Source organism: Sporolactobacillus sp. CQH2019 (assembly GCF_028765345.1).
In the GTDB taxonomy this organism is placed as follows: Bacteria; Bacillota; Bacilli; order Bacillales; family Sporolactobacillaceae; genus Sporolactobacillus.
In genome coordinates this window covers 145,496-159,047 of record NZ_JARAJZ010000002.1, presented here as the reverse complement: position 1 = coordinate 159,047, position 13,552 = coordinate 145,496, and the positions used below count along the sequence as shown (strand labels likewise).

General features: G+C 51.0%; 13 protein-coding genes. 3 read left to right on the top strand and 10 right to left on the bottom strand.

Going from position 1 to position 13,552, the window contains the following annotated elements; genetic code table 11:
• Window positions 1–597: 597 nt before the first annotated feature.
• The 8 genes from OYT88_RS03735 to OYT88_RS03700 are packed head-to-tail and all read right to left on the bottom strand — an operon-like array spanning window position 598 to window position 8,189.
• Complete coding sequence (locus OYT88_RS03735; RefSeq protein WP_274398063.1) at window positions 598–1,467, bottom strand: hypothetical protein; 870 nt, start codon at window positions 1,465–1,467, stop codon at window positions 598–600.
• A 13-nt stretch (window positions 1,468–1,480) separates the two neighbouring features.
• Entirely contained in the window at window positions 1,481–2,023 is a 543-nt protein-coding gene (locus OYT88_RS03730; protein WP_274398062.1) for a PilN domain-containing protein, read from the bottom strand.
• A complete protein-coding gene (gene pilM, locus OYT88_RS03725; RefSeq protein ID WP_274398061.1) occupies window positions 2,020–2,973 on the bottom strand; it encodes a type IV pilus biogenesis protein PilM in 954 nt (317 codons plus the stop codon). The genes OYT88_RS03730 and pilM overlap by 4 nt, the downstream gene beginning before the upstream one ends.
• Before the next feature lie 15 nt (window positions 2,974–2,988).
• Window positions 2,989–3,744, bottom strand: a complete 756-nt coding sequence (locus OYT88_RS03720) for a prepilin peptidase (protein ID WP_274398060.1) — start codon at window positions 3,742–3,744, stop codon at window positions 2,989–2,991.
• Between the two features lie 24 nt (window positions 3,745–3,768).
• Window positions 3,769–4,212, bottom strand: a complete 444-nt coding sequence (locus OYT88_RS03715; protein WP_274398059.1) for a prepilin-type N-terminal cleavage/methylation domain-containing protein — start codon at window positions 4,210–4,212, stop codon at window positions 3,769–3,771.
• Between the two features lie 22 nt (window positions 4,213–4,234).
• A complete protein-coding gene (locus OYT88_RS03710; RefSeq protein ID WP_274398058.1) occupies window positions 4,235–5,443 on the bottom strand; it encodes a type II secretion system F family protein in 1,209 nt (402 codons plus the stop codon).
• Window positions 5,444–5,449: 6 nt separating this feature from the next.
• Complete coding sequence (locus OYT88_RS03705) at window positions 5,450–6,493, bottom strand: type IV pilus twitching motility protein PilT (protein WP_443029731.1); 1,044 nt, start codon at window positions 6,491–6,493, stop codon at window positions 5,450–5,452.
• A 34-nt stretch (window positions 6,494–6,527) separates the two neighbouring features.
• On the bottom strand, window positions 6,528–8,189 hold the full coding sequence (locus OYT88_RS03700) for a GspE/PulE family protein (protein ID WP_274398056.1): 1,662 nt from the start codon (window positions 8,187–8,189) through the stop codon (window positions 6,528–6,530).
• Between the two features lie 113 nt (window positions 8,190–8,302).
• Here OYT88_RS03700 and OYT88_RS03695 point away from each other — a divergent pair, with 113 nt between their 5' ends.
• Genes OYT88_RS03695 through OYT88_RS03685 form a run of 3 tightly spaced genes read left to right on the top strand, consistent with a single transcriptional unit; the run spans window position 8,303 to window position 10,624 of the window.
• Window positions 8,303–8,716, top strand: a complete 414-nt coding sequence (locus OYT88_RS03695) for a type IV pilus modification PilV family protein (RefSeq protein WP_274398055.1) — start codon at window positions 8,303–8,305, stop codon at window positions 8,714–8,716.
• Window positions 8,717–8,729: 13 nt separating this feature from the next.
• Window positions 8,730–9,191 (top strand): type II secretion system protein, encoded by a 462-nt coding sequence (locus OYT88_RS03690; protein ID WP_274398054.1) that lies wholly within the window; start codon window positions 8,730–8,732, stop codon window positions 9,189–9,191.
• Entirely contained in the window at window positions 9,188–10,624 is a 1,437-nt protein-coding gene (locus OYT88_RS03685; protein ID WP_274398053.1) for a hypothetical protein, read from the top strand. Before OYT88_RS03690 ends, OYT88_RS03685 begins: the two co-directional genes overlap by 4 nt.
• Before the next feature lie 652 nt (window positions 10,625–11,276).
• Here OYT88_RS03685 and OYT88_RS03680 read toward each other — a convergent pair.
• Together OYT88_RS03680 and OYT88_RS03675 are read right to left on the bottom strand one after the other, a co-directional pair.
• Entirely contained in the window at window positions 11,277–11,981 is a 705-nt protein-coding gene (locus OYT88_RS03680) for an RsfA family transcriptional regulator (RefSeq protein WP_274398052.1), read from the bottom strand.
• A 112-nt stretch (window positions 11,982–12,093) separates the two neighbouring features.
• Window positions 12,094–13,434: an AAA family ATPase gene (locus OYT88_RS03675; protein WP_274398051.1), complete on the bottom strand. Its 1,341-nt coding sequence runs from the start codon at window positions 13,432–13,434 to the stop codon at window positions 12,094–12,096.
• Window positions 13,435–13,552: the final 118 nt, after the last annotated feature.

Here is a 13,552-nt window from a genome sequence, read left to right as displayed (position 1 = left end):
ACCGAATCGTGCCAAACTCGCCCCGAATCAGAGAGGTCGCCCCGAATCCAGATACAGGCGCACCGAAATGCGGAAAAAGCGCACCAAATCGTGCCAAACTTGCCCCGAAACGTCGGGAAGTCGCACCGAATCAGAGAGGTTGCCCCGAATCCGGTTACAGACGCACCGAAATGCGGAAAAAGCGCCCCGAATCGTGCCAAACTTGCCCCGAAACGTCGGGAAGTCGCACCAAACAAAAGAGGTCGCCCCAAATCCGGTTACAGACGCACCGAAATGCGGAAAAAGCGCACCGAATCGTGCCAAACTCGCCCCGAATCCGGTTACAGACGCACCGAAATGTCGGAAAAGCGCACCGAATCGTGTTAACGTCGCCCCAAATCCGGTTACAGTTAGATGCTGTTTTTCGGTCGACGCCGGTGCTTAATCGGTCTTCGAGGGTACATCCGGTTTATCAACTGCGACAGGAAGTTTATCAGCTGCTGCAGAAGTTTGTTCATCGCGGAAACGCTCTTTGTTTTTTGAGAGATTGACGGTCTCAGGAAAAGTCGATCATCATCTGATGGCCAGGCAGGAAAATGAGCTAAAGAGATACTCATATTATTTTTTTGCCGAATAAAGCGTCAGCGTCAGTGTCGCGGTGAACTTGGGCTGCGCCGCCTGAGCGGCGGCCGCGGTCTGATCCGCTGAGCCCTGAGCCTTTGACGCACTATTCCCGGTGTTGCCTGTGGCCGTTTTGCCGGCTGTCGCGGCACTACCGCTGGATTGCGCGGATTGCGAGCCGGCCGGCTTGGCTCCATTCCCTGCCGGGCTGGACGTCCCGCTGCCCGTTTCGCCTGCGGGCTGGGCAGCCTGGGAGCTGCCGGGAAAGACCGGGTTGTTCTCTTTAAAACTTAATTGATTGATCAGCATCAGCCGTTTTTGCGACTCGAGATATCCGATAAAGGCTAGGATGGAGGCCCGGTTTTGCGCGTTCATTGTCACGGTGTAAGTATCGGAAGCTAGCAAAGAAAGCGCCGGATTTTGCCGGGCGGCACTTTTTGTACTGCCGGTATTGTTTTTTTGAGCAGAAGAGTTCCCGTCGGCTGCCGAAGCGGCCTGCTGGCTGTTTCCGTTATCGCCGGTACTGCTTTTGACAACGGATGAGAAGGTGACACCCTCTGTTTCCGCTTTCTGTTCAACCGACACAAAAAACGGTTCGATATCGGCGCCGGACGGGAGAACGGCCCTGTCGACCTTTTGTCCAAGCTGCTCTTCCTTCCTGGCCTCTTTCATCTGCTCCGCCAGGGCTTTTTTCTGCTGCGATAATTTTTTTTGGTTAGCTGCCGTGATCGACTGATAGATCTTGATATTCTGCCGGGAGAAATCAATAGTCTGCTGGGTCGGCAGGATCTTTAATAGATAAAAAAGGCCGAAGCCGGCGCAGACAATCAGAATAGACAGACAGCTGACAATAATTGTTCTGTTCATAATCCTTAATCCTTTACTGATTGATAGGAAGGCGGATTCCGGTACTCAAGGTCAGAGTGACGAGGTATCCGCTGAGTCCGTCTACAACTGAATCCGGTTGTTTAACTTCAGTCGTGACCACTTGAGAGAATGAATTTTTTCGAAGCCGATCGGCGAACGGCCGGATATCGGCAAAGTGTTCCAGATGACACTGAACGGTGACGCTTCCGGTATCGCTGTAGGAAATGGTCACAACGGTTCCGCCCTCCGGAAGCTGTCTGTTTATCGAAGTCCAGGTCAGGAATACCGACAGACGGTTTGCTGTTAAAAAATCAACGGCCGCTGCCGGCGTTGGTTTCACACTGACATCGGGCTGCTTCACCGCGCTCTTTTTTAATGAACGCGCCTTCCAGACGGCTTCTTCCTGCTGAACGCTTTTAAGCTCTGTATCAAGCTTCCAGGAATAAACAGCCAGGCCGGTAAATGCCAGAACACAGACGAAGGCAAGCACGGCGATCAGCCAGATCAGTTTCTTCGGGAATTTCCGCTCATAAGGAAGCAGATTGATATCGATCATTTCACGGCCTCTTTCATGGCGAGGCCGATTGCCGGAATAAGGTCGGCGCCGACGTCGTCCGGACACTGTGTCGTCTCATGATCGATGGCGAGCAGCTGGACATGGAGAGAGACTGCCTCCGAAAGCGCAGTGCGGAATGCGGCCATCCGTCCGCCGTCACCCAGAAGATAGATCTCGGAAACTTTGTCCGTCCCATCCTGGAGGCTGTACTGGTAGAAATTCAGCATCCGTTCGATTTCGGTGGCCGCATTTAAAAACAGGATATCGTCAGACCTGTTTTCCGGATCTTTAAGGCTTACCTGACGGACGAACAACGGAATATCTTCATGGATAATCGATACATACAATGCGTCTTTTTCGAGCTGGACGTACATCCGCTGTTTTTGGGCGATCTGCGGCTGGCTATACTGTGCCCATCGATCAATTCCGAGTGCGCTGAATTCCGCGCTGACCGGATTCAGACCCGAAGCGGCAAGCACTTTACGGTACTGTCTCACAATGGACTCCGGGGCCGCAAAGAGCAGGACCCTTGTACCTGTCGCGCTGCGGTCGATGACGTGGAAGGCGAAGACCGCCTGCTCAAACGGAAGCTGGATCTTATTTCCGATCTCGATGAAAAAGTAATTCTGCAGATCCGAGTCCGACAGGCGGCCCTGGAGATCAAACCGGCGCAGAACAAGCTGAGCATCGGGAATTGCAAAATATGTTTTTTTGCCTCTGGCCTTAAGCGCCCGGACCATATCCTTCAGCCGATTTGAAAACGCCTGCTCGTCTTTAACACGTCCGTTCTCAACAATTCCCGGCTCCAGCCATTCCTCCCAGTGCTGCAGATGAGACAGATTATCCGCGTTTCCTCTGAGCAGGACCATCCGGATGGAATAATCCGAGAAAGTCAGGCCGACACAGGCATGATTCTGCAAAATAGACAACCATTTTTCAAACACTGACATCACATCATCCCGCTGTTAAAATAAGAAACTATAGTAAATTGCGATAAGCCGATCTCCGAAGAAATAAGCGGCCAGCATGCCGAGCACGATGAACGGAACAAAAGGAATCGGCTGTCTGCGTTTAATCATGCCGGTCAGCATGCCGGCGACTCCAATCGCGGCACCGATAAAGGTGGAGAGAAAGAAGCCGAGCAGCACGGTCTTCAAACCGACAAGCAGGCCGATAACCGCGAACAGCTTCACATCCCCGCCGCCCATACCGCCGCGGCTGATCAGCGCAATCAGAAGCAGCACGATGAATCCCGAAGCAGCCCCGGCCAGTGCATCCCACCAAGGGACGAGAGGAAAGAAGATCCGGAATACGGCAAACAGGATCAAGAAAAAGAACAGGATCCTATCCGGAATCATCATTTCTGTCAGATCGGTGACGAGCACGATCATCAGCAGGGAGGCGAGCAGCCATCCGCACAGCATATCCGCGACTGAAGCCGCCCGCAAAAAGCTGAATAAAAACAGCAGCCCCGTTGAAGCCTCGACAATCGGGTAGATCGGCGAGATCTTCTGATGGCAGGTCCGGCATCTGCCCCTTAAAAAGAGATAAGAAAAAACCGGCACCAGATCGCGTATAGCAAGACGCCGCCCGCACGACGGACAGTGCGAAGGCGGCGAAATGATGGACCGGCCGCCGGCAACCCGCAGACCAACCACATTATAGAAAGAACCGAGAACAAGACCAAGCGTTAAAATATAGATATCGGTTAGAATGAGCATCAATTAAACAATCCCTAATCGTGTTTATGAATTACCTGAGGAACTTCCTGATGAATTTCCGGCCCCATTATACTGCAGTAATTCCTGTTCAGTAGCCGTATTGTCCGATCCCCATGAGCCGTTAGAAGGCAATTTATTGTACGTTAAAGTATAGATGCCATTTGAAACAGAAACTGAGTAAGTTGCACCGCTCGGTAAATTAGCTGTCTCAAGATAGCTTTGTAAATCACCTGACGAAATTTCGGATGTATTCGCATTATTATGATCGGCTACATATAATTTAGCAGCATGAATAATTGTCAATCCATCCTGAACGGCCGCCTTATCATTTTGCTTGTTGATGATTGATATAACACTTGGAATGGCAATGGCCGCAATAATGGCAAGGATGACGATGACTGCCAGCAGTTCGATGAGTGTAAAGCCCTTCTGATTTTTCCCGGATTTTGCCCGAAGCCGCTTTAGCATAAAATTCCCTCCCGAATTAGTCCTAAAAATTTTGATATATTTGAAACATTGGGATAACAATGGCCAGCACGATGACGCCGACAATGACTGCAAGAAAAAGGATGACAACCGGCTCAATCAAAGCCTTCATCCGTTCCGTCATCTGCTCCACGTCGTTTTCGTAGTAGTGCGCGACATGATTCAGCATCTGATCCAGCATACCGGTTTTCTCGCCGATTGCCGTCATGTGGAAAATAATCGGCGGAAAGAGTTTTTCCCGCTGAAAAGCTTCGGAAAGAGGGCGGCCGAAATCGAGAGACTGTGAAACATTATGTATCGCCTGACGGATGGCGAGATTCGATGTAATGTTCTCGACAGAGCGGAGCGCTTCAATCACCGGTACGGAACTGGAGAGCAGAAGGGCGAGCATCCATAGCAAACGCGACAGTTCGCTCTTATGGACTAAAGTCCCAATTAGAGGCAAGTTGATTATAGCATAATCCAGTCTTAATTTACTAGATCTATTTCTGAAAGCGATCGAAACAAGAAGAATCAGGGCGAAAATTGAGATAATAAGGACGGGCCAAAAGGCCTTTACCCAATCGCTCATCGATAAAATAATCCGGGTAATCAGCGGCAGCTGCACGCGGAGACCGGCAAACATCGACCTGAACATCGGAATGATCGTTGTCAGAAGAAAAATGACGACGCCGACCGACATCAGCAGGACAAAGACCGGATAAACCATCGTTGTCGCCAGTTTTTGCCGTGACCGGTGCAGCCGTTCGTAGTAGGTAGCCAGGTGATCAAGGCTTTCTTCCAGACGGCCGCTTCCTTCGCCTGCACGGACCATATGGATAATCATCGGGCTGAACACCTTGGCCTGATTCTCAAATGCCTGGGAAAGAGACCGGCCTTCACGCAGATCGGCCGCCATCTGCTGAATCGTCGATTTAAAAGATTTGTTTTTTTCCTCCTGATCGCCCAATATTTCGAGCGCCTCCGAGACCGTCACACCCGCCCTGACGATGGTCGCGAACTGCCTTAAGAAAACAACTTTTTCCTGCAGTTTCACTGCCCGGCCGACCGACAGTTCTTTATACCAGATTGAGTCGCTGTGTTCGTGAACCGAACGGATCGTCAGGCCCTGTTTTGCGATCTGAAGCAGCGCTTCCCGGCGGTCAGCGGCATTCAGCCGGCCTTTTTTGCTTTTTCCCTGATCGGTGGTGCCGACATAATCATATAATGGCATGGATGCTCATCCCCTTAGCAGAAAAGTTTCGACCGATTCGCCGGCGATTTCCCGCCGCGCAAGCATGTCCTGAATACACGACGCCATCGTTTGCATATGCTGAGCACGATTGACCTGTATCACACTTGGAATCTGATAAATTTTCTTTTCACGGATCAGATGGCTGATCGCTTTATTATTGATCATCACTTCGGCGGCGACCCGCCTCCCCGAATAATCAGGCGTCGGAAAAAGGCGCTGCGAGACGACGGCAACGAGTTCCGACGCAAGCTGGATCCTGATCTGGCCCTGCTGCTCGGCCGGGAAGACATCAATGATCCGGTCAACGGTCGAAACCGCATCATTGGTGTGCAGCGTGGCCAGGACGAGATGGCCCGTTTCGGCGGCGGTCAGAGCCGTGCGAATCGTTTCAAGATCGCGCATTTCGCCGACGAGAATAACATCGGGATCTTCGCGAAGGGCGGAGCGCAGGCCGAGCGAAAAGGATTTTGTGTCGTTTCCGATTTCCCGCTGCTGAATAATGCAGCGGTTATGCTTGTGAAGATATTCGATAGGATCCTCAAGTGTAATGATGTGACGCCTCATGTTCTTGTTCATATCGTCCACAAGGGCGGCCAGGGTCGTCGATTTCCCGCTTCCGGTCGGACCTGTCACAAGAAAAAGCCCGTGCGGCTTGCGGCAGAGCGAATTGAGAACATTCGGCAGCTGCAGCGATGCCAGGTCGGGAACTTTCTGGGGAATGACGCGAAAAGCGAGGCTGTAGCAGGAACGCTGTCTGAAGGCATTCACTCGGAAGCGCGAGAGTTTCGGAATGCTGTATGAGAAATCAAGTTCCCCGTCTGTCTCCAGTTTTTTTAATTGTACATCGGACAAAATGCTGTTGATCATCGCATCCGTATCATCAGGCGTTATCGGCGGACGATCGAGCGCAATCAGTTCCCCGTTCAGGCGGATGGTCGGGGGAATGCCGACCGAAATATGCAGATCTGAGGCGCCCCGCATGCAGGCAATGTTTAAGCCTTCTTCTAGAATCTGAACCATAGCAGTCATCTCTTCCTGTTTATGAATAGATTTCCACAATTTGTCAGCTGATAATCTTTAAAAGCTCATCGACCGTGGTGATGCCCTTCGTTACCTTGATCAGGCCGTTTTCCAGCATCGTCTGTCCGCCGGAATTCTGTACGAGATTCTGAATGTCTTTGTAAGAATGGTGATTGATCAGTTTTTCGGAAATGTCATCGGTCACTTCCAGCATTTCATGTACGGCTGTCCGGCCGAGATATCCGGTCTGGTGGCAGGACTTGCAGCCAACCCCTTTCATCAGCACAGGCGGGCAGTCCATTCCTGTTTTCTTGAATAATGCCTGCTCGATTGGTGTCGCTTCCACAGGCCTGGCGCAGTCATGGCAGACTCTGCGCACAAGCCTTTGGGCGACGACGCCGCTCAGCGCGGCGGCGACGAGGAAGGGATCGATGCCCATGTCAATCAGGCGGTAAACGGTAGTCGGAACATCGGTCGTATGGAGAGTAGAAAGTACGAGATGTCCGGTCAGGCTCGCCCGGATGGCGATCTCTGCCGTTTCCGAATCACGGATCTCGCCGACCATGATGATGTTCGGGTCCTGGCGCAGGATCGCCCGCAGACCGGCGGCAAACGTCAGGCCGACCGGCGCGTTGGTCTGAATCTGATTGATTCCTTCAATCTGATATTCCACGGGATCTTCAATCGTAATGATATTCTGGGATTCGCTGTTCAGATGATTGAGCGCCGCGTAGAGCGTCGAAGTTTTGCCGGATCCGGTCGGGCCCGTGATCAGAAGCAGCCCGGTAGGACGGGCAATCATTTTTGTAAAAGCGGCTTCCTGCTCTTCGGTGAAGCCGACATTCGGTATTTTCAGCAGCAGGTCCTGGGTATTCAGCAGACGGAGAACGACGCACTCTCCGAAGAGGGTCGGAAGTGTCGATACACGGAGGTCGATGCGCTGTTTCCCGACCGTCACTTTTACCCGTCCATCCTGGGGCAGACGTTTTTCCGTGATATCCAGCCTGCTGATCACTTTGATTCTGGTCACGAGGACACTGAGCATTTCTTTTGGAAATGTCCGGTAAGTGTGCAATACGCCGTCGATCCGGAAACGGACCACGACGCTGAATTCGCGCGGGTCGATATGAATATCGCTCGCACGTTCTTCGACGGCGCTGATCAGGCATTTGTTGATAATTTTAATAATCGGTGTATCATCTTCCGCCGATAACGTTTCCGCGTCCTCCGCCGGACGTATATTCATTGTGGTCAGCAATTCGCTGACCGTATCTTCTTCGCTATACAGCCGGTTAATGGCGCTTGTAATTTCACTGGGCAGCGCAAGCGCCACTTTGACCTGAAAGCCGGTCATCATCTGCAGGTCGTCGATGGCGAAAAAATCAAGCGGATTAGTCATGGCGACAAAAAGCACATTGTCTTTTTTCTTGTAACAGATTAATTCATTGCGGCGGGCAAAATCCTGGCTGACAAGGTTAACGGCCTGCTGATCGATGACCTGGCTGCTTAAATGGATTTGCGTGATATCCAGCTGAATGGAAAGGACGTCGATCAACTGCTGTTCAGAGATATAGCCGCGCTCGATCAGCGCGTGCCCCAGTTTCTGTGACGCGCTTTTCTGTTCAAGCGTCGAATCCAACTGTTCTTGAGTAATCAGGCCTGCTTCAACTAGTAAATCCCCTAACCGGCGATGTGTGCGCTTCATTTGGCTTCCTCCCGGATGATTGACGGTCAGATCCGTAAAGCGGGACTTTCAATCCATGGATCAACCGTTTAAAATAGAAAACAAAGACGCGAATGAGGAAAGGACCAGGACTTATGAACCTGAAACAGAGCGGGATGACGCTAATCGAGGTGATTGCCGCAATCGCTCTCCTGAGTGTCGTGCTCCTAGCCTTTGCCTATGTTTTTATCCAGAACCAGCAGATCACGACGGACAACGGGACGAAGCTGACGGCTTCGCAGCTCACGCAGAAAAAGCTTTCGGAAGTTCTGGGGGCCGGCACACTGCCTGGCAAATCGTCATCAGCGGCCGCTTCGCCGACCGCTGTTCCGGAGAACACAGATTATTTCATCGAGTCCAGTGACCCGGGCCTTCCGAATGGATACGATACCTATGTATACATCCTTAAAACCATTGACGGGAGCGGTCTGATTCCCATTGTTGTCAGAACATACTACGGCACTAAATATGTAGAACTTTACAACTATTATACGACAAACAGCAACTGAGAGGTACAGGCAGATGATCCATAATTCAAGAGGCATGACGCTGGTTGAGATGCTTGCCGTTCTGACTATCGCATCGGTCTGTTTTGCACTGATTTTCGCGATTTGGCTTTCCGGCGAAAAATCGGCCGGCCGGACATTGACGGAAAATGACCTCCAGGCTGATGCCAATCTTGTTCAGTCCCGCCTGACTCAAGCGTTTTTTAATAAAAATAACAGGCCCTTTTCCGTCTCGGTCAGCGACGGAAAGGTTGAAATAAAATATGACAGCGCCGATCAGGCCGAGATTATATCAAGTGAGAATCTGTCTTATTCCGGAAGCCCTTCATCAATGGAAGTGAATCAGGGCACCAATCAACTTGAAATAAATTATACGATTTCACCGAGAAATATATCGGGAAACAGCGCATTGAATTTTCAAATCAATACGGCGCTGAATTATCCATGGAATGACAGCGGGGGAGGGCAGAGCCATTGAAAAAGCCGAATACACCCGGGCGGCAGAAGGGATCGGTGCTGCTCGTGGTTCTGCTGGTCATTGCCGTTTTTTCGATCATGGGGCTTTTTCTGATCAGCGTATCGTTCAGCCATATGCGGCAGATCGGCCTGGAAATCAGCCGCACCCAGGCGACAAATGCGGCAGAGATGGGACTCAAGGCCTATAATCAAAAAATAAACGAGGAACTGAAAACCATCAATCGAAACGTTCCCGGCACCTTTGAAGCTTTTAAAACCGCACTGGATAGCGCACTGCCGGACTCTCTGAACTCATCCGGGGATCAGGACATCCGCTCAATGCAGGGCAATCCGGAATATGAAGTAGCGATCGGAAACGAGCATGCCGGAGACAATCAGATTCAGCTGACCGTGACCAGTACGGGGACCGTTCAAGGCGAGAAACGGATCATTGCTCAGGAAAAAATTTTTAAATATGGGAGCGATTCAAGCGGAGGCAGCAGCGGAGGGGATTCCGACCGCACACCGGAATACATGGGGCTGTCACTGCCCTATATGGAAGGAAGCCTGATTCATCAAGGAAACTATTATTGCCACACCAATGATAATGTTTTTATTAATGGATCATCGGCCAACTGCGTGGGAGACACAAAACAGACCGTTGACTTTTCGGCCATTCAAAGCCTTTTCCAGGACATGCCGCTTGTAGCGCCTCCAAGTTCTCCAATAGCAGGGGCTCCGACTATTTCCGGAAATGATGTGACACAGCCCCTTTTTGAGGGGGCGGTTAATTTTTCAAATCAGTTAAATATACAATCAATCAATACCCCTTCGGTATTTGATGGGGATGTTCATGTTGATGGACAGTTGAATATTGAGAACCCGTCAACCTTTAACGGAGATGTTTATACAAGCGGTCAGATGAACATTAAAGAAGACACGGTGTTTAACGGGAATGTATTGATTAATGGCCAGTTGAATGTCGAACAAGGTGTCACCGTGACTTTTAACGGCTACGTCCGAATCAATCAGCAGGTCAATCTGAAAAAGGACAGTGATGCCACCTTTATGAAAAACACCTATATTAACGGACAGGGAAATGACACAGGCAAGGCTACGTATGTGGGGAACGTTTATTTTGGAGGCGATCTGAATTCCGAAGGGGGCGACACCTATCAGGGTTATGTTTTCATCAATGGATCGAACAACAGAAGCGATGACAGTGCAGGATGGAATGAATCTGTCAATTTTGAGCGTACAGTTTATGTCATGAATAACTTTTATCCGAAGAGTAATAAATCCGCAATCCATTTCGATCAGGGCGTAGTCATTGGCGGAAATTCATCCCCGCAAACCAGTGCAAACGGATTGATTACGATTGGGCCTCAGCAGCGGGGCGGCGGCACGGTCCCCGCGCCGGCCACTGTCGCGACGAGCAATACAAGTTATCAATGAAGTGAATCATATTTATTTATGGCAGTCCATTTACTGCTGATTTTTTGATCTTTTTTGCTGATATGCTGACGGTTACTGATGATATTCCGCTGTTTTACTGATGATTCCGGCCAGATCTTGGGTTCTACCGGCCAAATTCCGGGTTCTACCGGCCGGATATGGATTTCTACCAGCCAGATCGAGGGTTCTATCGGCCGAATTATGGGTTCTACCGGCCGAATATGGATTTTTACCGGCCAAATCTTGGGTTCTATCGGCCAGAACCGGATTTCTACCGGGTTCGTCAGCTTTGACGGTGACGAGTCGTGATTGACAAAGAGCAGCCCGGAGTTGTCCCCCTGATTTTATGAAAGGGGAACGCCCCATTCCTTGATTCCTGGATTTCCGTGTTTTTATACCAAGGTCATGAGAAATCCTGATGTTAAGGTATTTTTGACTATGAGTGATTTATATAATTATGCCAATGAGGAAGAGGAGGCTAAACTAAAAATCCTTTACTAATACAAATTTTTGACTACCGTGTTATAATTCACCGGAAATACGGGTTGATTGATCAATTTTTTATGTGAAATGAAAGAAGGCGTCCCATTGCCGTAAATCGACTTATGAGACGCCTTCTGGTAGTTTTCGTATCTATAAACAAGCGTTCTGATTATTTTGCGATCTTCTCCAGATTCCCGTTCTGATCCATTTTGAAAGTGGCTCCCTGAACGGACTCCTGGTCCTGGAAGGCAACCATCCGCCGTGCGCGGTCCATGATGCCGATCAGCGCCTGATAGTCGTCCTCTACGGTTTGCTGGCGGTTCTGCAGCCCGCCGATTTCTTTCTCCAACTCGGAAACTTTTTGAAGGAGTTTATCGTTTTCCAGCTTCAGATGGCTGTTTTCCTGTTCCAGCCGGCCTGTTGTCGCTTTGCCGCGCTGCAGCGTCTTCAGAAAAGCGATCACGTCGCTTAAATTGATTCCTTCTTTTTCTGCCTGCCGGTCGGAAGCAGCGGTTATATCCGGGTCTGTCCCGACCGCCTCAATCTCATTATTCGTATCCGTATCTGAAGGATTGGCGAGATAGGCGCTTTCCGCGGCAGAAAAAACGGGGGCGGGGCGGACGATCTTGCTCCGCTGTTCAGCACGTTTCTTCTGCTTGCGCTGCTTTTTGGCAATTTCAATGGCCTGTTCGTATTTTTTGCGTACGATCGCGTTCCAGCGGAAGCCGCATGCGGCTCCTGTGCGATTCAGCCGGTCGCCGACTTCTTCGAATGCATCAAGCTGTGTGCTACCTTCTCTTATGTGGCGCAGGACGGTTTCTGCAAGCAGCAGATCGTCTTCATGCGACCAGGCATCTTGTCTCACTTTTGTCATGACATACTCTCCTTCTTGCATTCTTGCTTATTTTTAAGAAGGATAGACAACTTAGAAGTTTTTTATACACGGGGCTGTCTGCTATCATATCCATGCTAAGAGGGATAATCCGTCATTTATTTTCGCGATTGCGTTCGGCAAAATAATCCAGCCTTTTTTGAATGCTTTTTTCATAACCGCGCGGCGAAGGATGATAGAATTTCTTTGTGCGAAGGTTTTCCGGAAGGTAGTTTTGCGGGACGTAGCCTCCCGGGAAATCGTGAGGGTAAAGGTAGCCCTTCCCGTGGCCCAGTTTCGATGCTCCCTTGTAATGGGCGTCGCGCAGATGAAGCGGCACCTCGCCGGTTTTACCGTTTTTAACGGCATCAAGCGCCTGATCGATGCCGATAACGGCCGCATTGCTTTTTGGAGCGGTGGCGACGTAAAGCGCTGCTTCCGCGAGCGGTATACGCGCTTCGGGCAGGCCGATAAATGTCACCGCGGTGACGGCCGCGTTGGCGACGAGAATCGCATTGGGATCGGCCAGGCCGACGTCTTCGGCGGCATGAATGAAAATCCGGCGGGCGATGAATTTCGGATCTTCTCCGGCGGCAATCATTTTGGCGAGCCAGAAGAGCGTTGCATCCGGATCGGATCCGCGCATACTTTTGATAAAAGCCGAGACCGTATCGTAGTGATTGTCTCCCTTTTTATCATATTGAAGCACTTTTTCCTGAATCGACTCTTCGGCAACGCCGCGGTCAATGTGAATCACGCCGTCCTTGTCCGGATCGGTCGTCAAAACGGCGAGTTCGAGTGCGTGCAGAGCGGTGCGGCTGTCGCCGTTCGCAACGCGGACGAGGTGGTCGATGGCGTCGCTGTCCGCCTGAATTTTGTAACGGCCATAGCCGCGCTCTTTATCGGCAAGCGTGTTTTCCAGAATCTTGCGGATGTCATCCTGAGAAAGCGGGACGAAGCGGAAAAGGCGGGAGCGGGAAAGCAGCGCCGAATTGATTTCGAACATCGGGCTTTCAGTCGTTGCCCCGATCAGGATAATGGTCCCTTTTTCCACCGACGGCAGCAGGGCATCCTGCTGCCCTTTATTGAAACGATGAATTTCATCAATGAAAAGGATCGTTCGCTGCCGGTCGAACTTCAGCCGTTCTTCCGCGCCGGCTATGATTTTTCTCAAATCGCCGACTCCGGCCGTCACCGCGTTCAGCTGTTCGAAATAGGCCGATGTCGACCGGGCAATAATATGAGCGAGCGTTGTTTTGCCCGTCCCGGGAGGCCCGAAAAAGATCATCGGCGTCAGCCTGTCTGCCTGAATCGCCCGGCGCAGCAGGCGGCCCTTGCCGACAATCTGTTCCTGGCCGACAAATTCGTCGAGCGTCCGCGGGCGCATTCGGTCGGCAAGGGGGCGCGCACTTTCTGCTGTTTTATTGTCATCGGATGGAAAATCAAATAGGTCCACCCCGATCATCCTCTCAAATTTGATCTGGCATATCCTGCCTGTCTCTATAGGGTTCTTGACGGCTGAATCAAGCGGGGCGGCACTGGACCGGAGCGATCGGCCGTCCCGTCCGGGCATG

Coding starts and splice junctions, on each gene's coding strand:
- OYT88_RS03705 (WP_443029731.1), bottom strand. CDS start 6,493: ATGACTGCTATGGTTCAGATTCTAGAAGAAGGCTTAAACATTGCCTGC.
- pilM (WP_274398061.1), bottom strand. CDS start 2,973: ATGTCAGTGTTTGAAAAATGGTTGTCTATTTTGCAGAATCATGCCTGT.
- OYT88_RS03690 (WP_274398054.1), top strand. CDS start 8,730: ATGATCCATAATTCAAGAGGCATGACGCTGGTTGAGATGCTTGCCGTT.
- OYT88_RS03730 (WP_274398062.1), bottom strand. CDS start 2,023: ATGATCGATATCAATCTGCTTCCTTATGAGCGGAAATTCCCGAAGAAA.
- OYT88_RS03720 (WP_274398060.1), bottom strand. CDS start 3,744: ATGCTCATTCTAACCGATATCTATATTTTAACGCTTGGTCTTGTTCTC.
- OYT88_RS03735 (WP_274398063.1), bottom strand. CDS start 1,467: ATGAACAGAACAATTATTGTCAGCTGTCTGTCTATTCTGATTGTCTGC.
- OYT88_RS03680 (WP_274398052.1), bottom strand. CDS start 11,981: ATGACAAAAGTGAGACAAGATGCCTGGTCGCATGAAGACGATCTGCTG.
- OYT88_RS03700 (WP_274398056.1), bottom strand. CDS start 8,189: ATGAAGCGCACACATCGCCGGTTAGGGGATTTACTAGTTGAAGCAGGC.
- OYT88_RS03715 (WP_274398059.1), bottom strand. CDS start 4,212: ATGCTAAAGCGGCTTCGGGCAAAATCCGGGAAAAATCAGAAGGGCTTT.
- OYT88_RS03710 (WP_274398058.1), bottom strand. CDS start 5,443: ATGCCATTATATGATTATGTCGGCACCACCGATCAGGGAAAAAGCAAA.
- OYT88_RS03695 (WP_274398055.1), top strand. CDS start 8,303: ATGAACCTGAAACAGAGCGGGATGACGCTAATCGAGGTGATTGCCGCA.